This is a genomic window from Virgibacillus sp. JSM 102003 (genome assembly GCF_041949995.1).
Taxonomy (GTDB): domain Bacteria; phylum Bacillota; class Bacilli; order Bacillales; family Amphibacillaceae; genus Lentibacillus.
In genome coordinates this window covers 17,972-44,076 of sequence record NZ_JBHFQH010000011.1, presented here as the reverse complement: position 1 = coordinate 44,076, position 26,105 = coordinate 17,972, and the positions used below count along the sequence as shown (strand labels likewise).

The window sequence follows — 26,105 nt, the reverse complement described above, 5'->3', positions numbered from 1 at the left end:
TCCCCCCCTTTCACTATAGTTTTTATTTTGTTAATTCTGTTTCGACAACTGTTGAAAGATAATCCAATAAGTCTTTACGCAAATCTTCCCGATCCAATGCTAATTCAATGGTTGTTTGAATGAATCCCATCTTCTCCCCAACATCGTAGCGTCTTCCTTCAAAATCATATGCATATACCGCTTCATGCTTATTAAGCTCTGCGATAGCATCTGTCAGCTGTATTTCGTCGCCGGTTCCTGGTTTTTGATTACCCAGAATTTCGAAGATTTGAGGGCTTAGAATGTATCTGCCTAAAATGGCCAAACTGGATGGTGCATCTTCCTGATTTGGTTTTTCTACCAGGTTATGAACATTATATAGATGGTTTTCTATCATGCTCCCGCCTACTATCCCATACCTTGTGACATCTTCATCTTTAACTGTTTGTACGCCTAAGATTGAGGCATTATACCGGTTATACTGATTTATCAGTTGCTTCAGGCATGGTGTTTCAGATTTAACGATGTCATCTCCCAGCAGCACTGCAAAAGGTTCATTTCCGATAAATTTACGTGCACACCAGATTGCGTGGCCAAGGCCTTTAGGTTCCTTTTGGCGAATATAATGGATATCCACCATTTTTGAGGATTTTTGTACTTCATTTAATAAGTCGAACTTCCCTTTATCGTATAAATTCTGCTCCAGTTCAAACGAATTATCAAAGTGATCCTCGATAGCTCTTTTCCCTTTACCTGTTACGATAATAATATCTTCAATCCCTGATTCAATGGCTTCTTCAACAATGTATTGAATCGTTGGCTTATCAACAATAGGCAGCATCTCTTTTGGCATTGCTTTCGTTGCCGGAAGAAATCTTGTTCCTAATCCTGCTGCTGGTATAATGGCTTTTTTTACTTTCATTTTGATTTGCCCCCTGCCCTTATAATGAAATAGCTTTTCTTTGTTCCTGTACCACATCATTATTTGCGAGATTTATTAATTTTTTCCTGAGCGTATCTCTTTCGAATCTGGAATAATTTGAAACGATTTCTTCAATATCTTCCACATAAATACTTGTTGTTTTTCCGATATAAATCTTGGAGTACACTTGCTTTTCATTTACTTCATCTTCTTTTAACAATTCTTCAAAAAGCTTCTCACCTGGTCTTATTCCAGTAAACTCTAATCCAATTTCATCAATGGAGTTACCTGATAGTTTGATAAGATTTCTTGCAAGCTCAACTATCTTCACAGGATCCCCCATATCCAGCACAAAGATTTCCCCACCTCTTGCCAATGCACCAGCCTGAATAACTAATCTCGACGCTTCTGGGATAGTCATGAAATAGCGAACCATGTCAGGGTGGGTCACTGTTACCGGGCCGCCTTTTTCAATTTGCTTTTTAAACAGTGGAATGACACTTCCGCGACTTCCTAATACATTGCCAAACCTCACTGCAACAAATTTTGTACTGCTATTTTGATCCATATCTTGAATGACCATTTCGGCAAGCCTCTTTGAAGCACCCATAACACTTGTCGGGTTGACTGCTTTATCTGTTGATACCATTACGAATGTGTCAACCTTATTTAAATGTGCAGCATGAGCAATATTTGTTGTTCCGATAATATTATTCTTAACTGCTTCTTCCGGGTTACGTTCCATTAAGGGTACATGTTTATGTGCTGCAGCATGATAGATAACGTCAGGATTATATGTACTGACCACCGACATCATCTTCTTGGCATCCTGTATATCAGCTATTTCTGTTACAAAATCTATTTCTCCATCTTTATATTTATCTTCAAGCTCCAGCTCAATCGTATAAATACTGTTCTCACCATGACCAAGCAACACAAGCTGCCTTGGGTTAAATTCCGAAATTTGTCTTGATATTTCAGATCCAATGGAACCTCCAGCACCTGTTACCAGAACAACCTTATCTCTAATACTGTCTGAAATACTCTCAATATCCATTTCTACAGGATCACGCCCGAGCAGGTCTTCTACCTGAACATCACGAAATTGGTTAACAGAAACTTTTCCTGTGATCAAATCCTCAAGTAAAGGAAGAATTTTTGTTTGAGCTTTTGTCTTGGCACACTCTTGAAAAATGATATTCAGGTCTTTCTTACTAAGGGAAGGAATCGAGATAATGATATTATCAATCTCAAATTCTTCCACACATTCTGCTATCCGCTTTACTCCACCTACAACAGGGAGTCCTAGTATATCGAGCTGATGTTTCCGGCTGTCATCATCGATAAAAGCAACTGGTAAGAGGTTGCCCTCATTATGTTTCAATAGCTGTCTTGCAACCATTGTCCCTGCTGATCCTGCACCAATAATTAACGTCCTAATTTTATTTTCCTGCTTATTCATAACTGTGTCACGGTACAATCTCCATACAAACCGTGAACCCCCTATCAGAAACATATCAAGCAGCCATGTAACAGCTAATAATCTGAATGAGATCTCTTGCAGAAAAGTAAGCTGAATAATAACAGCAGTCAGAATCGAGTAAGATACAATTTTAAAAATAATCAGTAATTCCTTCGTGCTGGCATATTCCCAGACTTTTTTATAAAGTTTGTATTTTATAGAGAAAAAATAATGACACAACAATATTGCTATTGAAATTACAGTTAACGGTAAAGTTATAACATGAATACTGGCATTAACGAGGAAGCTGCTAATAAATATAGCTGATAATACAATACACGAGTCAATAATAATAAATAGAGATAATCTTTGCCGGTACGTCATACATGTCCTCCTTTCTATTAAGATAATAAATTTTAGAAAACTTGGCTTATCGTTAAAGTGATTCTTATGAAAGCGTATTTTGCTTTCTTAGAACCCCTTATACGCTGGAGTGCAAGCCTTAGTTGCACTTATGCAGTAAGAAAGCATTATACTTTCTTAACTGCTAAAGTTATGTATGTATGGGCATTTAACCCGCCCTCACACCACACCACCGACGACTGGCGTCTAAGGTTTATATTGGATAAACCCACAGCATGATCGAGTGCCTACATCGATAATGGCTAGTAGGCATCACCAAGATTTCTTAATAACAAATAAAATTAATCATTTAATTCTTAATAAAGAACAATTTGTTTAAAAAAATAATCATTATAACTACTTATTTACAATTACACCAACTATTTCTGCATGGGCAAGATCTAAAACCCTTTGTGCCTCAATAGCTTTCTCCATTCCCGTCTTGCCACGTTGCAAAATTAAAACAACACCATCCAATAAATTCGCCAGTATCCTGGTTTCAGTGGAACCTAATACAGTGGGAGAATCGATTAGCACCATATCGTACTCACTTTTTACTTTCTTTAATAGATCTATCATTAACTCATTTCCTAGTAATTCAGCAGGATTAACCAATGTGGAACCACTTGTAAGTACCTTTAATTTTCCAATTCCAGGAATATAAGTTGCCTCTTCAAGCGATGTCTTACCAGTAAGTACATCAGTTAAGCCGATTTCATTTGATGTTTTAAAGACATGATGGATATTTGGATCTCGCAGGTTCGCATCTATCAATAATACCTTCTCTTTATGCTGGGCCATGGAAACTGCGAGATTTGTGATTAACGTTGTTTTTCCTTCACCTGATTCTGGAGAGGTAATAAGAAAAGTCTTTTTTTCTTTCTCTTCCGTTAAGAATTTAATATTTGTGCGTATCGTTCTAAATTGGTCAGAAATAATGGAATTAGAACTAGTGTATGTGATAAGATTTTGTTTTTTTAGCTTGGCTGTTTGCGTCCTTTTATTTAACATCAACGGTTTCACCTCTGATTTCAAGTTGTTTTTGTTTCGTTTGCTGGGCCGTTAATTTCTTCTTGTTCATATTGGAAACCGTTCCAAGTACATGTACTCCTAAAACTTCCTCGATTTCAAGTTCTTTACTGATTGTGTCGTCCATGGAGTCCAGTAAAAACACCAATCCCGTTCCAGCAATAATTCCAAATACGAACGCAATGATAACGGTTTTATTTTGATTCCCATTTATTGGTGCAGCATTCACTGCCGCCTCATTTAATATCTGTACATCTTTAAACTCAAGTATGTTTGCTACTCTATTTTTAAATGCCACTGCTGTTGAATCAGCAATAGCAGCAGCCAATTGCGGATCAGTATTCGTAACAGCAATATTAATTATTTGAGAATTATCCACTCTTTGTACTTCTATCTGACTTTTGATACTTCCAGATGACTGTGATAAACCTAGGTTTTCTTTAACCTTATTCATAACGAGTGGATCTGTAACCATCACCATAATCGTACTCATCGATTCCGCCTCTGAGCCAATAATGACATCTGTTGATGTTTGATAAAGTGGAGTGCTGTTATTAGTTGTATAAAAATGTCCAGCCAAAGTAGTGATAATGGTAATCAAGACAATAATCCAGAACCTCTTTTTAATTAGAATAATAAAATCTTTTAAATTTACCTCTTTAGCTGTTCTTCTATCTATGTAACGATTTTGTTTTAATCTGCTCAATAGCCCAACCACCCTTAACTATAATTTAATGTATACTGCATAAAGCACATTATATTCTTTATAAAGAACAATTATTCCAAAAAAATTCTCCCCACCAATGAGGATATAATTTTTGTTATTAATACTTAGTTTAGTTCTTTATAGTGAACAAGTCAACAGTTTTTTCAAAAAAAGTGTGAACTTTTTTGCTAAATTATACTTAATAAAGAACATATGCCGCTATCATCATTTTTATTATGTTTTTAACCATTAGTAAACCTGGCTTATTATTAAAAGGATCTTTAAGAAAGCGTATTTTGCTTTCCTATACCCCCTAATGCTCAGTTATCCAGTAAGAACGTATTTATACTTTTTAACACAAAAAAAGCACCCCCAGTTGGAGGTGCTTTATTCTATGGTAATACGGTTTCGCCCATCAAATATCGGTCACATTCGCGTGCGGCTTCACGTCCCTCATTAATAGCCCATACAATCAGGCTCTGGCCGCGGCGCATGTCACCAGCAGCGAACACGCCATCGACATTTGTTGTGTATTCTCCATACTCAGCTTTGACGGTAGAATTTGGGGTGCGCTCAACATCAAGCTGATCCAACAAGCCTTGTTCTGGACCGGTAAAGCCGATTGCAATCAAAACAAGATCGGCTGGCCACACTTTTTCGGTACCTGGTATTTCATCACGAATCTTCTTCCCGCCTTCATAACGGAGTTTTACGTTGACCGTATGAACTTCTTTAACATGTCCATTATCATCGCCAACAAATTTCTTAGTCATAACTGTATATGCACGAGGATCCTCCCCAAGCGTGCTTGCCGCTTCCTTATGCCCGTACTCAACTCGGTGAATCACCGGGTATTGGGGCCATGGGTTTGTTTCCTCATCACGTGTTAATCCTTTTTTATCATAAATGTCAAACTGAGTAAGACTCTTACAGTTGTGACGAACTGATGTTGCAAGACAGTCAGTTCCAGTATCTCCGCCACCAATGACAATAACTTCTTTATCAGTTGCTGAGATATAATTGCCATCTGTTAAGTTGGAATCAAGCAAGCTTTTTGTGTTTGCATGCAGAAAATCCATCGCATGGTGAACACCTTTTAGTTTACTGCCCTCTACTTCAATATCTCGGTGAACAGCAGCGCCACCGCATAGAATAGTAGAATCGTAATCTAATTCAAGCTCAGAAACTGTTATATCTTTACCAACTTCGGTATTTGTTATAAATGATATACCTTCTTGTTCCAGAATATCCACACGGCGTTTTACAATCTCGTATGATAGTTTCATCTCAGGAATTCCATATGTTAATAATCCACCTACACGATCACTGCGTTCAAATACCGTAACGGTATGCCCTGCTTTATTCAACTGTGCAGCCGCGGCAAGTCCAGCTGGGCCTGATCCGACGACTGCCACTTTCTTCCCTGTACGTTTATCGGGAGGATTTGGCACAACCCATCCTTCGTCAAATCCTTTTTCAATAATTGAACGTTCGATTGTCTTAATTGCCACAGGTGGTTCATTTATACCTAACACACATGCTCCTTCACATGGGGCAGGGCATGCGATTCCAGTGAATTCAGGGAAATTATTCATTTCATGTTCACGTTCCAATGCTTCCTTCCATTTACCCTCATAAACTAGATGATTCCATTCAGGAATAAGGTGGTAAACAGGGCAACCGGTTGTTACGCCATTGATTTCCATTCCGGTATGGCATGTTGGAACGCCACAATCCATACAGCGTGCTCCTTGCTCTTGGACTTCTTGCTCTGACAATGGTTTTGTATAATCGACCCAGTCTTTTGTACGTTCGGCTGGGTCTCGTTCTTTTTGTGCTTGTCGGCTATATTCCATAAATCCAGTTTGTTTCCCCATTAGACTCCTCCTTCTTTTGTGTAATTCGTTTATAGTTAGACTCTTTTCTTAACTATTGTGTATTTCATTCGCTTGATTGTGCTCACTTTATTTCAAAACATTCGATGTGGCTCTTAAACCAAAGTCATTTCATTACAGGTTGCAATTTTTCTATTTCTGTTTTCACTATGCTTACACCATTTTTACTTTCTTCAAACGCCTTCATTTCAGCATCAAATTTCGTTAACCCGCTATTTTTAAGTTCCTGAATCCGATTCTGTATCTTAACGTATGATTTAGGGATAACACGGACAAAACGCGCTGCGTAAGTCTCCCAATATGCAAGTATTCGTTTAGCATGTTTACTTCCAGTATAAAGGATATGCCGTTCAATCATTTCCCGAATATCATTTATTTCTGCTTGATTCGTTAGTGGATCTACGCTTACCAGTTCAGGATTCACGTTGTCATGAAACGTACCTTCCTCATCATAGATATAAGCAACGCCTCCTGACATACCTGCTGCAAAGTTACGACCAGTCTGACCTAATACAACCACTTTCCCGCCAGTCATGTACTCGCAGCCATGTCCGCCAACTCCTTCTACAACGACGTTAGCGCCACTATTTCTAACACAAAAGCGTTCTCCGGCAATTCCTTCAATATATGCTTCACCGGCTGATGCCCCATAAAAAGCAACATTTCCGACAATGATATTATCTTTTGGCTGGAAAGTTGCAACTGTATCAGGGTGTACAATGATTTTTCCACCTGATAACCCTTTTCCAACAAAGTCATTGGCATCTCCAACAAGGCGTAACGTCATACCCCGTGGAATAAATCCTCCAAAGCTTTGACCAGCGGACCCTTTAAGAGTGAGATCTATAGTGTCTTCAGGAAGCCCTTCCTCACCGTAACGGCGAGTGATTTCACTTCCCAGCAGCGTGCCAGTTACCCGGTTAATATTACGTATCGCTGTTGTGAACTGTACAGGCTCCTTCTTATCTATTGCCCGCTGACAACTTGGAATGAGTTCTTGATAATCAAGAGTTTTCTCGATTCCATGATCTTGCTTGATCTTGTTATATCGACCGACCTTTGCTGGCAGATCTGGCTGATATAGAAGTGCAGATAAATCAACATCTTTTGCTTTCCAGTGATCAATATTTTCATTTCTTTCCAGCGAATCGGTGTTACCAACCATTTCGTTTATTGTTCTAAATCCTAACTCTGCCATAATCTCACGTGTTTCCTGTGCAATAAATCGCATGAAGTTAGCAACATGCTCTGCATCACCTGTGAATTTTTTACGTAATTCCGGATTTTGTGTTGCCACGCCAACCGGACACGTATCCAAATGACAAACCCGCATCATTACACAGCCTAGGACAACGAGTGGTGCTGTTGAAAATCCATACTCTTCTGCACCAAGTAATGTTGCATATACAACATCATGTCCAGTCATCATTTTTCCATCAGCTTCCACAGCAATACGGTCACGTAAACCGTTCAGTAAAAGCGTTTGATGGGTTTCAGCAAGTCCGATTTCCCATGGAAGCCCTGTATGCTTAAGGCTGGTTCTTGGAGCTGCACCGGTTCCACCGTCATAACCACTAATTAATACATGATCCGCACGGCCTTTTGCTACACCGGCAGCGATCGTGCCAACACCAACTGCAGATACAAGTTTAACGCTAATTCGAGCTTCCGGATTTGTGTTTTTCAAATTATGAATCAACTCGGCCAAATCCTCAATCGAGTAAATATCATGATGAGGTGGTGGTGAAATTAATTCAACGCCAGGTGTTGATCCACGAACTTCGGCAATCCACGGATACACCTTTTTGCCTGGAAGATGTCCACCTTCGCCAGGTTTCGCACCTTGAGCTACTTTGATTTGAATTTCATCTGCATTGACAAGGTAATGACTATTAACACCAAACCGGCCAGATGCAACCTGTTTAATGGAACTCCGTCTCGTATCACCGTTAGCATCAGGTGTGAAACGATTCGGATCTTCGCCACCTTCACCAGAATTACTTTTTCCGCCAATCCGGTTCATAGCAACAGCCAGTGCTTCATGAGCTTCCTGACTTATTGCTCCATATGACATTGCACCAGTTTTAAACCTCGCGCAAATAGCTTCTACTGATTCAACCTCTTCGATCGGTACTGATGCTTGTTTTTTATACCGCATTAATCCGCGAAGTGACTGCAAATTGTTTCGTTCGTCAGTCAGCAGCTTGGAATACTTCTTAAAAACATCATAGCTGTTCGTCCGGCATGCATGCTGCAGCATATGGATGGTACTTGGATTATATTGGTGGTCCTCGCCATCTCCTCTAAACTGGAATTCATCTCCTGCAGCTAATGCCTTGTTACCGCCACGGTTTTCAGTATATGCTGTCTGATGACGGAGCAGGACTTCTTGTTCAATTGTACTCAACCCGATACCGCCAAGTCTTGACGCTGTGCGAGTAAAATATTTGTCTATCACATCGTTTCGGATACCAACTGCTTCAAATATCTGAGCACCACGATAACTTTGAATTGTTGAGATTCCCATTTTGGACAAAATTTTAATAATACCGTCCGTAACTGAGGAAATATACTGGTCAATTGCTTCATGCTCAGATGAAACAGATTCAATATCATTTTTTTCAACGAGATCACCAATTGTGTCAAACGCCAAATAAGGATTTATCACTTCTGCTCCATAACCTATTAGTGTAGCAAAGTGATGTACCTCTCTTGGTTCGCCTGACTCTACCAGCAAGCTGACTTTTGTTCTAATACCTTTACGAATCAGGTGGTGGTGTAATCCGGAAACTGCCAATAATGCCGGTATAGCAGCTTTATCATTCTTCACACCACGATCAGATAAAATCAGCAGTGTCGTACCATCAGCTATAGCTTCGTCTGCTTTGTCGAAAAGAAGATTAAGCGATGTTTCTAAGCTGCCTTCTTTTGCATCAAAAAGCGTGGGCAACGTTGCTGCCTTGAATCCAGGCACATGCTCTGCACGAAGTTTCTCAAGCTGATCATTCGTTACAATAGGTGTTTTCAACCTGATATGCTTACAGCTCGTGGGCCCCGGATTAACAAGGTCCCCTTCTGCTCCGATGGTTGTTTGTGCCATGGTTACAATCTTTTCACGGATTGCATCGATTGGCGGATTGGTTACTTGGGCAAAAAGCTGCTTGAAATAGTTATATAAAAGCTGCGGTTTTTGTGAAAGGACAGCAAGCGGCGAGTCATAGCCCATTGACCCAATCGGATCTTTTCCATCGCTGACAAGTGGCTTGATAATCTTATTTAGTTCTTCACGTGTATAGCCAAATGCAAGTTGTTGTTCCAATAAGGAATCTTCACGATACGGTGGCTGCTTCACCGTGGTTTCAGGAATATCCTCGAGATTTTTCATATTTGTAAGCCAATCTTTATATGGCTCTTCAGCTGCAATTTCCATTTTTATTTGTTCATCTGGAATGATGGTTCCCTTTTCCAGATCAACGAGCAGCATTTTCCCTGGATGCAGCCGTTCTTTATACAGGACTTCGTCAGAAAAAATGTCCAGTGCACCTACTTCTGATCCAAGTACAATCATGCCACCTTTTGTAACATAATAACGAGCCGGCCTTAGCCCGTTTCGGTCCAAACATGCACCAATCTGATTGCCATCTGTATATACTAGTGCTGCAGGTCCATCCCATGGTTCCATTAATGTACTGTGATACTCATAGAAGTCGCGTTTTTCCTGATTCATCGCTTCATCATTGGCCCATGGCTCCGGCACCATCATCATTGCAGTATGGGCAAGTGAACGGCCTGATAAATGTAAGTATTCAAATGTATTATCAAAAATCGATGAGTCACTTCCATCGTCATCAATAACTGGCAATATTTTCTCTATATCCTCATCACTAAAATACGCTGACGAACAAAGCTTTTCACGTGCATGCATCCAATTCACGTTTCCTCGCAATGTATTAAACTCACCATTATGAATCGTATATCGGTTTGGATGTGACCGTTTCCAGCTTGGGAAGGTGTTCGTGCTAAATCGAGAGTGTACTAATGCTAACGCGGATTTAAAATTCGGATGGTTTAAATCAATATAGAAGGAATCCAACTGTTCAGGAATAAGCATACCCTTATACACAATTGTGCGGGTTGATAAGCTGCTAACATAAACGTCCTCAAATCCTGTTAGGCTGGCAAGTTCCTTTTCCACCCGTTTTCGAATTACATACAGTTTACGTTCAAATGCCATTTGGTCAGCAAGTTCATCCGATTTCTGAATGAACACCTGCCGGATAAACGGCTTCCGCTTCGCCGCTACTTTTCCGATAAAAGATTCGTTTATTGGCACTGGCCTCCAGCCTAGAAAGGTTTGCCCCTCTTCACGAATAATATTTTCAAATATTTCCTTACTCTTCAGTCTGGTCTCACGGTCCTGCGGGAGAAAAGTCATCCCAATGCCATATTCACCAGCTTCCGGTAAAGTGATATTTTCTTTTTCACATTGCTTTTGGAAAAATCGATGAGGAATCTGTGTAAGTATACCAGCACCATCGCCTGTACTTGTATCAGCTGACTGACCACCACGATGCTCTAAATTACACAGAATGTTTATCGCATTTTGTACGATGTTATGTGTCTTTTCGCCATTTATATTTGCAATCATCCCAATACCGCATGCTTCGTGTTCCATATCAGGATGATACAATCCCTGCGCTTCAGGAAATCCATTTTTAGTTCTTGTCATCACAACAACTCCTCTCTTTTGTGGTGCTATTTATTCAATCTTTACAAAGCCAAGATTAGCTTTCTATTAAAACGGTGTCCTTCAGTATATCATAAATTCAATTTTAACTCAAAATTCAGATAAGTTATTTACATACATAAGTATGCAAAATCGATCATTGTAAACGCTGTCATTTTAGTATTTATAAAACTTCTTATGCATCTTTAATGCATTACTGACAAGGGATAAAGAGTGAACGTAGCTTATTACTAAAATTTTTTTATAAAAAGTTTATGTTTTTTTAGAACTTGTTTAGATTTTTGCGTTATGCTAAGGAATATAACGACTGAAGGTGGATATTATGTCAATACGCAAACGGCTTTTTCTATCAAATACAGCAATGATTGTTATGCCAATCATTTTTATTATAGGTATCGTTATTTTATTAAACGTCGTCACTAGCGGAGGTTTTAATCAATCTCAGCAAGGAGGATGGAATACGGCGGAGGGAAATGATATAGAAATATTTAATAGCTTAAAAAAAACGGCATCATTAAAACAGGGTAAATTAGATGACCCTGCCTATCTCCAAGCACTAACAAACCAGCTAGAAGGCGATGAAAGCGGAATAATTATTCGAAAGGGTTCAGAGCTTTCTTACAAGTCGAATCGTATAGAAGAGATCTCCTATCATGATTTGCCGCGATTTGGTGAAAATGAGTTCAACACCAGACCTCCGTTTGGGCATGATAGATATAACGTTAAGCAGTATGATTTTTATTTTGACAATGGCACAGAAGGATCTATATTTCTATTACGTGAATCTTCATCATTCGCGCAATTCGCCAGAACGTTTTTTCCGCTATTATTTATTAGCTTAATACTCCTGCTTATCCTTACTAATGTGCTGTTGTCTTATTTTATGTCTAAAGGTATCCTAAATCCGATCCGTCAACTATCAAATGCTGCGGCAAATATCCGCAATGGAAATCTGGATTTTTCTGTCAGACCAGCAAGCAAGGATGAGTTAGGTGGGTTGGTTAAATCTTTTGATGATATGCGGTTACAATTGAAGGAATCAATGGAACTACGTGATAAATATGAAAATAACCGTAAAGAATTGATTGCTAATATTTCACATGATTTGAAAACACCTATCACTTCAATAATGGGCTACGTGGAGGGCATACAGGATGGTGTTGCCAATACAAAAGAAAAACGAGGAAGGTATTTGGAAACCATACATGCAAAAGCTGAATATATGGATATGCTGATTAAAGAACTATCCCTATATTCCAAGCTGGATGTAAAAAGCCTTCCGTTTCATTTTGAGGAAGTAAATATTAAAGCATTTATGAAAGATTATCTGGAAGAAATGAAGCCAGAACTTGTGGACAACAATGTTCACTTAACATTTAACGAGAATGCAGCTACGCAATCAACTGTTTCATTGGATAGAGACAAACTCATTCGTGTGATGAACAATATTATTTACAACAGTATAAAATATATCGACAAAAGCGAATGTATTATACAAATCTTACTTAAGGATCTTGATAATACGGTAGAAGTATGTATTAGTGATAACGGTCCGGGGGTTTCGGAAGGAAACCTTGTCCACATTTTTAACCGATTTTATCAAACAGATCCCTCACGAAATAAAGGAGGAAGTGGGCTTGGTCTTGCGATAGCTTCGCAAATTATTAAAGCTCATGGTGGTTCAATCAGTGCTACAAGTCCTCAAAATGGCGGATTAACTATTTGCTTCACCCTTAATAAAACTGAAGGTGATAAACATGCGTAGGGTTTTAATCATTGAAGATGACAAAAGCATTGCAGAATTGGAACAGGATTACCTTGAAATAGAAGGTTTTGAAGTCGTAATTGCTTCAGATGGAGAAACCGGTTTAGAAGCTGTATCATCGCAACAGCACTATAACCTTATTTTGCTAGATCTAATGCTTCCTAATATAAGTGGCTTTGAATTATGTAAAAAAATACGCAGAATTTCCAATATCCCTATCCTCATGGTTACAGCTAAGGATGAAGATATCGACAAGGTACGTGGTCTTGGACTTGGTGCTGATGATTATATTGTAAAACCGTTTAGTCCCAGTGAATTGGTGGCGCGAGTAAAAGCGCATCTAGCCAGATATGAACGCTTGATTAAGACCAACGAGACTACCGAGGATATTCATAAAGGCGAGCTTCGAATAAATGTAGCATCCAGACAAGTCTTTATCCACGAAAAGGAGGTTCCATTTACCACTCGCGAATTCGATTTATTAACATTCCTGGCTAAGCACCCGAACCAGGTTTTTAGCAAAGAGCACTTATTTGAAAAAATATGGGGGATCGAATCAATGGGGGACACAGCTACCGTAACCGTTCACGTGAAAAAAATACGCAGGAAAATTGAAAAGGATACGGCTAATCCACAATTAATTCAAACAGTGTGGGGATCCGGATATCGTTTTAAAGGCTAAACCATTCCATTGCTTAAAGGGTTTTATTACCTATCGCAAATTAAAAATATAATGTGAAATGAGCATCAATTTGTAAACTAATTTGATACTCAATAGAACAACACAGTTTAATTGAACAAGAATTAATTAAAGAGTATTTTTTGTTGCCAACCAAAGCTTGATTACATAACATAAAGTAGTTCTAAAAAGAAAAGAAGGGGATATTATGTGTCCACTTATTGATAATAACGAAAATAATTACTGCAATGGCAACAACTTTGCTGATATTCTACAATTGGTTGGACAGTGGTTTGTGTCTACTGGAGATATAATTACTTTAGCAGGGCAAGCTATTGCACTCGAACAAGATAGGCAAGATAAAATCCAAGAGGAACAAGACAAACAACAACAGGAATTTCAACAAAAACAAATGCAACAACAATAGAACAGATGCAACAGCAAATAAATATTTTGCAAGAAAACAGAACAAAAGCGCAAGCGCCTGTTCAGTGCCGTATGGACTGGACTGACCCGTGTGAGATAAAGGATACACGAAGAGCGTAAGCGATTCGATGTTGACTTATCGTAGACACGGGGAAGGAAGTCCACTAGGCGCTAGGCGCTGGCCGGTGAGAACGCCACCTCCTGTGGCATCACCGGCACTAGTACGTCCTGTACGTCGGAGCTGGACGTCGCTGATTCTGATGTCCAATTATCCACAGCACTTAAATTTTATAATTTCCAAAACATAAAAAAATAGTCTTATTAGATATTAATTTATTATTCAGCAATTGAAAATAAATAGAAGAAAAATATCAGTTATCTGAACTGATATTTTTTTATTTTAATAACAAGTATTACTACAAATACGAAGTGCAATTCTGAGTTTTGTGATAGGAAACAAAACCCGTTTTCCATGCGTAACGGGTTCACTTGTGAGGTGCAAAACAACGATTCACAAGTTAAATCTCATCTATAATCACATTACTTTCACTATTAAATTCACAGTAAAAATGGCTTGGAAAAATATCCAAGCCATTTTTCTTTCTAATATCTGTTGTTAAACTTAAGCACCCGTTAATTGAACTAATCGAGTAACCTTCTATTTATAAATAAGTACACAATTGTTAATAAAACCAACATAGCAATAATTAGAACAGTTTTCTCATAAGAATATTCAATAAAACTATGGATAACTACTAACAAACCTAACGGCAGGAAAAAACCTCCACCTGCCACTTTACCTAATAAATCCTTATTTTTAATCATTTTTTCATTGAATCCAGCTAACAACCAAGTTTGTTTTTTCACAGCTACTAAGTATGACACAAGTAAAAGGGCTATACCAATTATCAATAATCCGTAGTCCACCTCTACACCCCCAAATTGTCTGATACTTTTTATACGAATCACAAAGGGAATAGTTTCCTTAATTTCACTAACCTGCTGCGTTAGATTTAGTATAATCGTTCACAATATCTATATTTATTTTAACATAAATACCCATATTTCCCTTGTGAAAATCCGTGTGTTTTATGATGCGTTTGTTTTTAATGTTTGCACCTCTGAAACAAAACCCGTTTTCCATGTAAGTAGTCCCGATACTGTGGAGAAAAACTAAAATAACGGGTCAAATAACACACTAAATTTCACTATTTTTAGCAATATAAATAACAGTGAAAAAAGCATAGAAAAACGCTTAGATTTTAAATATCCCAAGCGTTCTTTTTTTATTTTCTTCTTCAACTAACGCAACCCATTAATGCAGTAAATAAATGTATAGAGTAATTCTTTTAGTAATTTTTAATTTGAATATGGGGATTCTTTTTTTGCAATTCGCCTACGAATAAACTTATTTCTTTTGGGGATATCTGAATTGTTTCGTACTTTCCATAATTAATTTCGACTCTATTCATAGAAAGTGCAGGAGCTGTAAATGGATTTTTGGTTTCCCTAATATTGTAAATTTCATCAATCTCTATATACTTTTTAAAGGGACCGTATTGTATTTTGATAGAATTATTTTCGATTGTATATCCAGTTTTGAACCAAATCCACATTAGACAAAAACCAATTGGAAATAAAACAACAATTTTAACCCATTGCTTGTTTAAAAAATCAGGGAGCATCCAAACTCCCAAATCTGGAAAGAAAACTGGAGGGATAATTAAAAGAAATGCGGATAACCAAATAATAATTGCCATCCACAAGTCTTTTTTTGACGAGAAATACATTTTATCACCTCTATATTGATACGAATAATACATTATTTGGTTTCAAAATTGTATATACGCATATTCCACTCTTCTGCCTCTTTAGTTTACGATGGTCCACAAACTCTACATTTGTTTTAACATAAAATTACAATTACCTACTTGGGTTGAAAATACAGCATCGCAAATAACATACAAATTCGCATAGGAAAAATCACATTGACAACAGCTATTGACATTATGCTATTTGGGGTGCGATTTTGTATGCTAATTCAAGCGCTAATGCCCAATATTCGTTGAAATATAAGGAAAAATGAAGATACCAAATCATATGCGATTTGGTCTGTTAAAAGGAATGCTATTTCGAATGTTTCTCCACAGTAACGGAACTACTTATTTTCCATGCGGGGTGTTTTTTGTTTCTCATTTTTTCATCAGATGTTTATAAATAATTTATAAATGCTTTAGTTTGGGTTTATATCTGCTTGTTACATTAGAATAGTAGAACATTTCCTTAACAGGTGGTGAAAAAGTGAAACTCTCAATTACGACTAAAAGCTGGTTAAAAACTTGCCACATCCTGTTTGCGGCAATCATGCTAGGTAATATGGTAACCTTCTTGCTACTTTGTATAACCATAGCCATTTCCGAGAATGGACAGCTTATCGAAAGCAGTTACCAGGTCATGCATTTATTATCCAAAACATCCGTTAAAGCATCGACTTTCGGAACGATTATCACCGGTATCCTTCTTTCTATCTGGACAAAATGGGGGCTATTTAAATTTTATTGGATTATCGCAAAAGAGTTATTAACAATTCCAGTATTCGCGTTAAATTTGTGGGGAATGTACTACTGGACATTACAAGCATTTAAGCTGGTTGAATCTTCAGGAGCACGCACAGATATTTTTATCGTACAAGCAGAGCTGTGGATAGGGATAATCACCCAACTCACTTCACTACTTCTCATGTTTGGACTATCTGTTTTTAAGCCGTGGGGAAGGCGTACTACTGTTTCTAAATGAATAATAAAAAGGAGGGAATTCATGAAAACTGAAACACGTTCGAATACGAATCGTATCGTTCGAGGAATCTTAGTAGTACTTTCACTGTTATTTTTTATTTGTGTAGTTATCCAGGTATTTCTTGCTGGCATTGCTACCTTTGTTAATTATGGTAATTGGGAGCTGCATACAACTTTCATTCATTACTTTGAATTTACTCCAATTATCATGCTGATTCTTTCATTCTTTGTAAGGATTCCTAAAAAAATACGGTGGGATTATGCTGGTCTTTACCTCTTAATCATTATGCAATATGTGACAACACAGTTAACTGCAAGTGCACCCTTTGTAGCAGCAATCCATCCAGTCATCGCAATGATATTATTCTGGAGATCGCTTGTTACTGTAAAGGCATCTAAGAAATTGATACAAAAAAATAACTATAGGAGTTGATCATTATGTATGGAGAATTTTTTCATCCATTTGGTTTTTTTCTCTTTATAATACTAATCACATTATTCATTACAAATATTATCTTCTGGAAGCGCAGAAGCAATGAAAGGTGCTATTATAATAGTAGTAGCCCCAACGCAATGGCAACCTTGGATAATAGACTTGCTAAAGGCGAGGTTAGTATAGAGGAGTATAAGGAAATAAAGGAAACCTTAAAACATTAAATAGTTGCCATCAAAAGTTAAGAGCTTTTGATGGCTTTTTTGCAGTTAAGAAATCAACATGGTTGCCAAATGTGCAGTCAACATCTGTTATGAAAATAATAATTATTTTTAATGTATTTTTCATACAACAGTATAAATCCTTTCTTACTGCATAAGTGCAGCTAAAGCTTGGCAAAAAGCCAAATTTTCTAATAGAAAAAAGAAGCTTGTTCAAGCTAATAATTGGACGTTCTTTTACTATCGTCGTATCATTTCTCAATAAGGAGTGAATACAATGACTAAAAAAACATTTAACAATATACCGCTATCCGTATTGGATCTTGCACCTGTACTAGAAGGTAGCGATCCATCGGAATCATTTAAAAATAGTGTCGACCTTGCTCAAAGTGTCGAGAAACATGGCTTTAACCGTTACTGGCTTGCAGAACATCACAATATGCCTGGGATTGCGAGTTCAGCAACATCAGTTATAATTGGACACATCGCTGGTGCAACCAACCATATGCGTGTGGGCGCTGGCGGTATCATGCTGCCAAATCACGCAACATTAGTTATTGCAGAACAATTCGGAACACTGGAATCCATGTATCCGGGGCGAATTGATCTAGGACTAGGACGTGCACCTGGAAGTGATCAGGCTACAGCATATGCCTTGCGTCGTACATTGAATCAGCGTGTAGAGGATTTTCCGTTGCAAGTGGATGAACTTGAAGCATATTTCGAGGGAACTGCCAGAGTCAGATCTGTTCCAGGCGAAGGACTCAATGTTCCAATTTGGCTATTAGGTTCAAGTGGATTCAGCGCACAACTAGCGGCTAAAAAAGGCTTGTCATTCTCATTCGCAAGTCATTTTGCCCCAGATTACACAATTCCAGCTTTGAATCTTTATCGTGATAATTTCAAACCATCCGATACACTAGCTAAACCTTACGCAATGGTCGGTGTAAATGTAATAGCAGCTGACACAGATGAACAAGCAGAGTATCTGGCAACATCTCAGCAGCAACAATTCTTAAGTATTCGACAAGGAAAGCCTACAAAATTGCAACGTCCAATTGATGATATTGATAGCGTTTGGACCGAAATGGAAAAAGCAGCAGTTGAACAATCAATTAATTCCCGTTCAACCATTGTCGGAAGCAAGGAAACGGTAAAGCAAGGTCTCGAAAAGTTCCTAGAAGAAACCCAGGCTGATGAGATGATTATTAACTCACAAATATTTGACCAGGAAGCCCGGAAACGTTCTTATGAGATCGTTGGAGAACTGATGGACTAGAAGAACAAAAGCGCTGGAGCTGGACGTCGCTGATTCTGGAGTTCAGTCACCCACAGCACTTAAATTTTATAGTACGCTAAACAACGATAAAAGACCCCTCACATCACATGAGGGGCCTTTTAATATATCATTTAACTGTCCAGCCACCATCATTGATTGGTGCTACATGGATAAAGTCTGATTTATCACTTGCTATAGAAACAGATAAACAAACAATCTTCATGTTGCAGAGACAATGGGTATTCTTTAGCTTCTATAAAAGGATTAACGAGCGGACACAGGAGACGCTATTTTTATTAAAAGAATCGTCTTTTTGAAGCTATCCCGACACAGAAGTCCTTATTTTACATATATCAGGGTATAAAGAGAGTATTGGTGCCAAATAAGGTCCATGCTGTCCGCAAACCCCAAACCTGCTATTTGAAGTTACCTCTCTAATTCGATTACAAATTCAAATTCTCGATCAGTCAAATATATAAGCACCCTGAATTCGGGTTTAAATTAGACTTGTAGGTATCTTCCCGTCCCTCAATCAAAAATCCCTCATTCGCACTGAACTGCGAATGGAGGGATTTTTTAAAATTAACTGCCAGATTTAATGCGTGTTGCAATATCCACGGTTCTTTTTGCCTGATGCTTAACTGCGCCTTCTACATCTTCCACCATGTTACCATCCTGGTCGACAGATACGCTTGTTCCATATGGATTACCACCAGCACCGAATAATACCGGGTCAGTATAACCAGGGGTTGCGATAATCATTCCCCAATGCATCATGGAAGTATATAAATTAAGCATTGTTGCCTCTTGTCCTCCATGAGGGTTTTGAGCAGATGTCATCCCACTTACTACTTTGTTTACTGTTTTTCCAGAAGCCCAAAGCCCACCTTGTGAATCAATAAATTGTTTCATTTGAGCTGGAAGATTTCCGAAACGAGTTGGAATACTAAAGATAATTGCATCTGCCCACTCAATATCTTCTGAAGTTGCTTCCGGTACGTCTTTGGTTGCGTCAGCATGAGCTTTCCATGCTGGATTAGAGGAGATTGCTTCTTCTGGCGCAAGTTCAGGTGCTTTGACTACCTTTACTTCAGCACCTACTTCTGATGCTGCTGCTTCCGCCCATTGAGCCATTTGATAGTTTGTTCCTGTGGAGCTGTAATAAATAACTGCCAAGTTCACGTTTGCCATACTTTTTGTCTCCTTTGTAGTTGTAGTTGACTTACCTAATATTTTTTCTAAGAAGCCCATATGTTCCCAATCCTTTCACTTCTGTATTTTGTCTCAAACACTCCTTTATTATTAAAAAAATGTAAGGTAATGATTAATCATTAACTTACTTTATGTAACTATATTATCTTGAATTACTAATAATGTCAACTTTAAAATTTCGCTAGCGGTTCATTAAAAATAGCCCAGTTACTGACTGAGCTATTTACAGTAAATTATAAAGTTATGATTTTTCTGGAGGATCGTTTGTCACGTACGTTCCAGCTATAAAGTCATGTATAGAACGTCTATCTTCCCTAATACCAATCATAAATGCACTTACAATTATCCCAATTCCCAATGTAAGTGTATAGGCTATACCTGCTACAATGCTACAATGACCCTTAATAACATGGTCCCTAACCCTACTTTTCTCCCATCTACTCTGACAATACGGTTGCCTGACAATCGTCTTCCGAGCGTATATCCATACCAAAGAACAGGTAACAACAATGTATACAGAGGACCTAGTATATCGATAAGCGTATATGATTTAATATAAAACTGACCATAAAAAAAGTTGTGAAATAAACCCTGGCTGACAAACAATATAGGTTTATCAGCCATCTATTCGTTTCTTCATTACTTTTCTTCCGCAAGTTCTTGTCTATTCGGTACCAGCGGCTGTTGCTCCAGCCACTTATTTTCCACCATGATAGTAAACCATTTTTGGGTTACCCTCAGGTTTCTTAAGATAGTGCGTTCATAAGCAATTAAAAGGTCTTTTCGCATGGCAGAGGCTAATCCTGTCCCATAATAGTCCTGTGCAACTTGAGACAAAAAGCCAATATGATACATCATTAATTTATCGGAAAAAGGAGATTCGGTTGAAGTTGTCACTTCTGTCTCCCAAGACTTTGGCACCGATAAATTGTCATCATCCAAAATTTTTGAAAAAGATTTTACGTTAGCCTCGGCAACTTTTTGAGAATCCGTCATAAATTTTCTTACCTCTTTTGATTGAGCAACCTGACTGAATGCTACACAGAGTGTTTTGGCTAAAATGCTCTTTTTTATATTAAGTGAAATACTTATGATTTCTGTTGAAGCTAAACGTCTTCCTTTTCCAAAAAATCCATCCGTAAAATCCTTGGTCGTAATAAACTCTGGGGATTCTCCAGGATAACAGTACGGGTCTCTCTGAAACTCTCCTTTTTTAAGTAATAAATCGATTGTTTGATGATACATCCGTTTTCCTTCCGTATCACAAGAATCATAAAAATACCGTAAATCCTCTCTAACAGCAATTCCAAAAGAAGTTGTGTGACCAACTAAACCGTGTATAGTCATGACATGTAAATAATTCAGGCAAAATATATCACTGAACAATCTTTTCGTACCTTTATTAAAATCAGATTCATTAAATCCAATTGGCACCGGAAAACCCTCGTTCTCTAGAAAAGATACTACTTGTCTTTTTTGATTAGCAAAAGTATTAATAGCATCCTGAAAAATAACCCTTATTGCCTTATCTTCAATAATAGAAAGCATATAACGATTTATGATATCTGTCATTGTTCCGTTCATATACTGTCCCCACAATGATCCTATCTCGGAGGATGTGAGTTTTAATTTTTCCTTATTCATATCTTCACCTCATTAGTACCATTTACTAAATCGGTATTAAATATGAAACTTTTTGTAATTAACGATTGGGAACAGAAGGTTTTGAAGATATAATAAAATAATTATTTCATTCCCGCTAATTTTACTGCTATTTCTGCTCCAACATGTGCATTATGTTTCACCAAAGCAATATTAGCATCCAGGCTCTTGCCATCGGTTAACTCTTTCACTTTACCTAACAAAAACGGCGTTACATCCCTGCCTGTAACATTATTTTCCCGGGCTTCCTCCAGTGCCGTTTCAATTACTGCTGTGATGTCTTTTTCAGGTATCGCGTATTCTTCTGGAATCGGATTAGCAATTACCGCTCCACCTGTCAAATTCATATCCCACTTCGCTTTTAGGGTGGCAGCAACTGTATCCGCATCATCTGTCCGAAAATTAACCGGAAATGGACTTGTCCGTGAATAAAATGCCGGAAGCACATCTGTTTGATATCCCATTACGGGAACCCCTTTTGTTTCAAGGTATTCCATCGTCAAACCAAGATCCAGGATTGATTTCGCTCCTGCACAAATAACAGCAACATCCGTTTTTGCGAGTTCTTCAAGGTCTGCCGAGATATCCATTGACGTTTGGGCTCCACGGTGAACACCACCAATACCACCTGTAACAAACGTCTTTATACCAGCTGCTTCAGCACAAATCATTGTAGCCGCCACTGTCGTTGCACCTTTTTTGCCAGTAGCTAATAAATAAGGCAAGTCTCGGCGGGAAGTCTTTGCAATATCTTCGCTACTACCGAAGTTCTCCAGTTCTTCATCACTTAGGCCTATTTTGATTTCTCCGTCTAAAATAGCGATGGTCGCCGGAACTGCTCCATGATCACGAATAATTTGTTCCACTTCACGAGCCGTCCGAACATTTTGCGGATATGGCATTCCATGCGAAATAATTGTTGATTCCAGTGCTACGACAGGTTTTCCCTGTTCTTTTGCTTTCTTGACTTCTTCTGATAATACAATATATTTTTTCATAATAATTCCTCCATGTCTTCTTGTAGCTGTAGCGCTGTTAAGTCACGGCGAACCGTATAAGCTGTCTGTAATGTTCTTGTTGCATTGACAACTCCAGCCTTTGTCGTGTCAATTAGGCTTTCCCCTTCCAACCATGCATACGTGACAGCTGACGAGAAGGCATCACCTGCTCCTGTCACATCGATAATCTCTCTAGTTTCAATTGCCGGCACATGATAAATCTCTTCTGCTTTATTCCCAACTACTGCTCCTTCTTTTCCTTTTGTGATTACTACATTTTCTACTCCTAATGCAAGCCATTTTTCAACAGCTTCTGTTGGTGTAAGATCGCATTGGAAGTATGCTTCTGACTCATCAAGATTTGTAATCATCCAACTCAAACCACCAAGCTTATCTGGAATGTGCTTCATTTTTGGCGTTGATACTGCTACCAGAATAAGGGTTATATCACGACTTTTGGCAAATTTGCATAGAAATTGAAGTGTATCTTTAGGACAATTCAGATCAGCGAGAATACATTTTGCCTGTTGCAATAATGAAACATGCTGCTGGATCCATTCTGGAATCATTAAATCAAAAATGTCCATATCAGCCAGGCCTAGTAAGAGGTCACCATCATCATCCAGGACAGCGGTGTACGATCCAGTTGTTGCCTTTGAAAAATGTGTTACATCTTCCAGATTCATGTATGGAAGTGATTGCTCTGCAATGTAGTTCCACTCCGAATCCGATCCGCTGACAGTAAGTAATGTCGTGTCCATACCTAATCGCCCCAGGTTTTCAGCGATATTACGCGCAACTCCACCTGCATTTTTGGTAGTCCGAATTGGATTGGATGTCCCCAATTGTATTTCGTCTTTAACATAAACTTTCCGGTCTAAGTTTGCACCGCCAACACAGACAATCTGTTTTAAATCATTAAGTACATATGCTTTACCCCGGATATATCCTCTTCTAACTAAACCTGAAATTAGGTTAGCCACAGATGGCCGTGATAGTCCAAGGGAGTCTGCCAATTCCTGCTGGGATATGTATGCATCTTTCTTAATTAAATCTATAATCTTTTGTTCATTTTTATTCATATTATGAAGCCACCCCCTAAACATTTGTTTAGTTTATAAACATTTGTTTATATTGTACACATAAGTTTTCCCTCAAGTCAAGAGGAAAGTCTAGGCCACATAAACTCAACAAAAAAACACGCTCTGCATGAACGTGATTTTTAATAAGGATAGATTTATTTACTCTGCTTCTTTGATAATTCGGTTCTATCATTCATTTGAGGCGGTTCTTCTGTCCAGCCGTGTTTAATCATGATATTTCCTCCATCACTTGCAAAATTGAAAATGTCCTTAGCTGACATGAACAATTTCAGTGGCAAATCATTCCTAAGGCTAAAGGATGTGCCTAATGCACTACTGCCTAATCCAAAGGTACTTAACAAGGAGGTATTATACATCATAAGCTTATCCGAAAAAGGGGATATTGTTGAGTCTGTAACCACTCCGGCTGAAGTAGTCGGAACGTTAATATCACTATCCATTAATATTTCACTGAACTTTGTTATCAGCTTTTTGGTCAGCTCTTTTCCACGAAAAAAATACTTCATAGCCTCTTCTTCCTTAGCCACTTGAGCAAATCCAGTCATTAACTTCATCCCGGCAACATTCGATTCAATCCCCTGATAAATATAAGCAACTTCTACAGTGTTTAATACTCTTCTGCTTCCATTCAACTTAAATCCTGAACGGTAATCTTTATCTGTTGTAAATTCCACATGATTGGGAAGCGTTACTGCCGGAGATTTTGGGAGCACCCCTTTTTTGGATAAATAAGCTGTCGTCTTTTCGTAATAATCCTCCGCAAATGCTGTGCACCTTTTGTACAAGTCCATTATATCTTTCCGGTAACTCAACGACATATGTAATGCGTGAATACCAGAGGCTAATTTCATCATGGTACGTAAATACATGATATCAAAAAAGTCACCATACAATACTGGTGCATTATAATTGACATCATTTTCTGTGAATCCAACTGGTACCGCCGCACCTTCCTGCCGAAGTATTCCGCTTATTTCATTCACAAAACGTAATTCTTTGTCTTGAAACGCCTGTAACATCTCAGTTGCTTCTGGCTCTTCGTTTTTCGATAAAAAATGTCCAATAACGCATAGCATCATGGTTTTCTTTTGATAGACAATCCAAAGACTTGCAAGCTCAGAGGACACTAAAGGTACATGTTCTTCAGTCAATTTTATCCCTTCCTTTCAAACCGATCCCTTATTAATAATTATCTTACCCAATTAGTAAAAATTATTACCTTGAAAGGTTTTTCCATAGAACAAAACACCAAATCAAACACAAATCCCTTTATTCTGAGTAAACTACTGTGTATAATAAGAATTAACGAGGAAGGGGATGAACATGTCTATTCCAAAGCCACTTGTTCAGGTAAATCAGTCATTTATTGTAATTTTTGTTTTATCGGGACTTCTTTTTCACCCAGCAATTTTACTCATACCATTTACTGTTGGTATATACACTTTGCTTACAAAACAAAATCCTATTATTTCATTCAGTAAACGATTTTTACGCAAGCCTTTTGAGAAATACAGACAAGAAGATAAGGATCAGCAGCTTTTTAACCAATGGATCGCAACAGTTTGCTTAGGTCTCTCCATTACATTCTTTTATGTTAATCTAACTATACTTGGGTCCATATTCAGCTTGATGGTGTTAGCTGCTTCAGGAGTTGCACTAATGGGGTATTGTATCGGCTGCACGATTCGCTACCGGTACATGATGTGGAAATATAAACGATCAAAAGCACATTCATAAACTGTACTGCCTGAAACCAGGTTCGCCACAGCCTGGGGTATCAATTTTAGAAAAGAAAGATGATGGCACAATATATCAGTATTCCAAGGCTCATTTCGGTCTGGGTGATGACTTCTGTGGTATGTGGTCTTGTCTGGATCTGTTACCAAAAGAGGAAGCAGACTGGCATCCTAAAAAGAATATTAATCGACGTATCCCTGCTGTGTATGGCAGGGATATTTTTATCACTAAGACAGTCCCTGATTTCACCAACATCTTCTTTTGATAGCCAGTCCATATTAAACTGGGCTTCTCTATCGTCTTCTAATTTAAGGATGAAAAGTGTATCATATTGAACATATCTTCTAATTTCATCAAAAAACACCTTCTTTCTTGGCAGGAAAGTCCCTCGATGAATAGACATCACTTCATCCTCAATTCGAATATAGTCCTTCTCAGACCTGGTCATAAACAAAAACCCTTGAACTACCCCTGCGATGACAGGCACAAATTCAATAATAAGCATTACCTTGTCTATATATCCTTTCATATAAATTTCAAAAGTTATAATAAGTAAAAATAGAATTGCACCACCAAATGAAGCTAACCCGTTTTTTATCCATTTTTCCTGATTATCATAGTTAAATTCCATAAGTCACCTCTCTTTAATTTAA

General features: G+C 38.1%; 21 protein-coding genes and 1 pseudogene. 7 read left to right on the top strand and 15 right to left on the bottom strand.

Going from position 1 to position 26,105, the window contains the following annotated elements; translation table 11 throughout:
- Window positions 1–22 precede the first annotated feature (22 nt).
- From galU to gltB, 6 genes are all read right to left on the bottom strand, one after another.
- Window positions 23–901, bottom strand: a complete 879-nt coding sequence (gene galU, locus ACE1TG_RS13015) for a UTP--glucose-1-phosphate uridylyltransferase GalU (protein ID WP_375052822.1) — start codon at window positions 899–901, stop codon at window positions 23–25.
- Between the two features lie 19 nt (window positions 902–920).
- A complete protein-coding gene (locus tag ACE1TG_RS13010; RefSeq protein WP_375052821.1) occupies window positions 921–2,747 on the bottom strand; it encodes a polysaccharide biosynthesis protein in 1,827 nt (608 codons plus the stop codon).
- A gap of 375 nt (window positions 2,748–3,122) precedes the next feature.
- Complete coding sequence (locus ACE1TG_RS13005) at window positions 3,123–3,776, bottom strand: CpsD/CapB family tyrosine-protein kinase (protein ID WP_375052820.1); 654 nt, start codon at window positions 3,774–3,776, stop codon at window positions 3,123–3,125.
- Complete coding sequence (locus ACE1TG_RS13000; protein WP_375052819.1) at window positions 3,766–4,500, bottom strand: YveK family protein; 735 nt, start codon at window positions 4,498–4,500, stop codon at window positions 3,766–3,768. Before ACE1TG_RS13000 ends, ACE1TG_RS13005 begins: the two co-directional genes overlap by 11 nt.
- A gap of 392 nt (window positions 4,501–4,892) precedes the next feature.
- On the bottom strand, window positions 4,893–6,377 hold the full coding sequence (locus ACE1TG_RS12995) for a glutamate synthase subunit beta (RefSeq protein WP_375052818.1): 1,485 nt from the start codon (window positions 6,375–6,377) through the stop codon (window positions 4,893–4,895).
- A 124-nt stretch (window positions 6,378–6,501) separates the two neighbouring features.
- On the bottom strand, window positions 6,502–11,124 hold the full coding sequence (gltB, locus tag ACE1TG_RS12990) for a glutamate synthase large subunit (RefSeq protein ID WP_375052817.1): 4,623 nt from the start codon (window positions 11,122–11,124) through the stop codon (window positions 6,502–6,504).
- A gap of 340 nt (window positions 11,125–11,464) precedes the next feature.
- On the opposite strand from gltB, the gene ACE1TG_RS12985 reads away from it, so the two are divergent.
- The 3 genes from ACE1TG_RS12985 to ACE1TG_RS12975 all read left to right on the top strand — a co-directional run bounded on the left by ACE1TG_RS12985 (window position 11,465) and on the right by ACE1TG_RS12975 (window position 14,013).
- The gene (locus tag ACE1TG_RS12985) at window positions 11,465–12,907 is read left to right on the top strand and encodes a sensor histidine kinase (protein WP_375052816.1); all 1,443 of its coding nucleotides are present in this window, start codon (window positions 11,465–11,467) and stop codon (window positions 12,905–12,907) included.
- Window positions 12,900–13,589 carry a response regulator gene (locus ACE1TG_RS12980; protein ID WP_375052815.1) on the top strand — a complete coding sequence of 230 codons (690 nt, stop codon included), beginning with the start codon at window positions 12,900–12,902 and terminating at the stop codon, window positions 13,587–13,589. The genes ACE1TG_RS12985 and ACE1TG_RS12980 overlap by 8 nt, the downstream gene beginning before the upstream one ends.
- Window positions 13,590–13,794: 205 nt before the next feature.
- Entirely contained in the window at window positions 13,795–14,013 is a 219-nt protein-coding gene (locus tag ACE1TG_RS12975) for a hypothetical protein (RefSeq protein WP_375052814.1), read from the top strand.
- 641 nt (window positions 14,014–14,654) lie between these two features.
- Here ACE1TG_RS12975 and ACE1TG_RS12970 read toward each other — a convergent pair.
- Window positions 14,655–14,939 carry a DUF3784 domain-containing protein gene (locus ACE1TG_RS12970; protein WP_375052813.1) on the bottom strand — a complete coding sequence of 95 codons (285 nt, stop codon included), beginning with the start codon at window positions 14,937–14,939 and terminating at the stop codon, window positions 14,655–14,657.
- A gap of 422 nt (window positions 14,940–15,361) precedes the next feature.
- Window positions 15,362–15,772, bottom strand: a complete 411-nt coding sequence (locus tag ACE1TG_RS12965; RefSeq protein ID WP_375052812.1) for a PH domain-containing protein — start codon at window positions 15,770–15,772, stop codon at window positions 15,362–15,364.
- A 541-nt stretch (window positions 15,773–16,313) separates the two neighbouring features.
- On the opposite strand from ACE1TG_RS12965, the gene ACE1TG_RS12960 reads away from it, so the two are divergent.
- From ACE1TG_RS12960 to ACE1TG_RS12950, 3 genes are all read left to right on the top strand, one after another.
- Window positions 16,314–16,808 (top strand): hypothetical protein, encoded by a 495-nt coding sequence (locus ACE1TG_RS12960; protein ID WP_375052811.1) that lies wholly within the window; start codon window positions 16,314–16,316, stop codon window positions 16,806–16,808.
- Window positions 16,809–16,829: 21 nt separating this feature from the next.
- The gene (locus ACE1TG_RS12955) at window positions 16,830–17,240 is read left to right on the top strand and encodes a DUF6220 domain-containing protein (protein ID WP_375052810.1); all 411 of its coding nucleotides are present in this window, start codon (window positions 16,830–16,832) and stop codon (window positions 17,238–17,240) included.
- A 498-nt stretch (window positions 17,241–17,738) separates the two neighbouring features.
- Window positions 17,739–18,740, top strand: coding sequence for an LLM class flavin-dependent oxidoreductase (locus tag ACE1TG_RS12950; RefSeq protein ID WP_375052809.1), 1,002 nt, complete (start codon window positions 17,739–17,741; stop codon window positions 18,738–18,740).
- 582 nt (window positions 18,741–19,322) lie between these two features.
- On the opposite strand, the gene wrbA is transcribed toward ACE1TG_RS12950, so the two are convergent.
- The 6 genes and pseudogenes from wrbA to ACE1TG_RS12920 form a co-directional block, all read right to left on the bottom strand.
- The gene (gene wrbA, locus ACE1TG_RS12945) at window positions 19,323–19,991 is read right to left on the bottom strand and encodes an NAD(P)H:quinone oxidoreductase type IV (protein ID WP_375052808.1); all 669 of its coding nucleotides are present in this window, start codon (window positions 19,989–19,991) and stop codon (window positions 19,323–19,325) included.
- Between the two features lie 202 nt (window positions 19,992–20,193).
- Window positions 20,194–20,576, bottom strand: a pseudogene (locus ACE1TG_RS12940) (RDD family protein).
- Between the two features lie 15 nt (window positions 20,577–20,591).
- The gene (locus ACE1TG_RS12935; protein ID WP_375052807.1) at window positions 20,592–21,596 is read right to left on the bottom strand and encodes a DUF3231 family protein; all 1,005 of its coding nucleotides are present in this window, start codon (window positions 21,594–21,596) and stop codon (window positions 20,592–20,594) included.
- 101 nt (window positions 21,597–21,697) lie between these two features.
- Window positions 21,698–22,612, bottom strand: a complete 915-nt coding sequence (locus ACE1TG_RS12930) for a pseudouridine-5'-phosphate glycosidase (protein WP_375052806.1) — start codon at window positions 22,610–22,612, stop codon at window positions 21,698–21,700.
- Window positions 22,609–23,694, bottom strand: a complete 1,086-nt coding sequence (locus ACE1TG_RS12925) for a carbohydrate kinase (protein WP_375052805.1) — start codon at window positions 23,692–23,694, stop codon at window positions 22,609–22,611. The genes ACE1TG_RS12930 and ACE1TG_RS12925 overlap by 4 nt, the downstream gene beginning before the upstream one ends.
- Before the next feature lie 155 nt (window positions 23,695–23,849).
- Complete coding sequence (locus ACE1TG_RS12920) at window positions 23,850–24,866, bottom strand: DUF3231 family protein (protein WP_375052804.1); 1,017 nt, start codon at window positions 24,864–24,866, stop codon at window positions 23,850–23,852.
- A gap of 172 nt (window positions 24,867–25,038) precedes the next feature.
- Between ACE1TG_RS12920 and ACE1TG_RS12915 the strand changes: the two genes are divergently transcribed.
- On the top strand, window positions 25,039–25,452 hold the full coding sequence (locus tag ACE1TG_RS12915; RefSeq protein ID WP_375052803.1) for a DUF4395 domain-containing protein: 414 nt from the start codon (window positions 25,039–25,041) through the stop codon (window positions 25,450–25,452).
- Window positions 25,453–25,594: 142 nt separating this feature from the next.
- Here the strand turns inward: ACE1TG_RS12915 and ACE1TG_RS12910 are convergent, their stop codons facing one another.
- Window positions 25,595–26,083 carry a hypothetical protein gene (locus tag ACE1TG_RS12910; RefSeq protein ID WP_375052802.1) on the bottom strand — a complete coding sequence of 163 codons (489 nt, stop codon included), beginning with the start codon at window positions 26,081–26,083 and terminating at the stop codon, window positions 25,595–25,597.
- Between the last annotated feature and the right edge of the window lie 22 nt (window positions 26,084–26,105).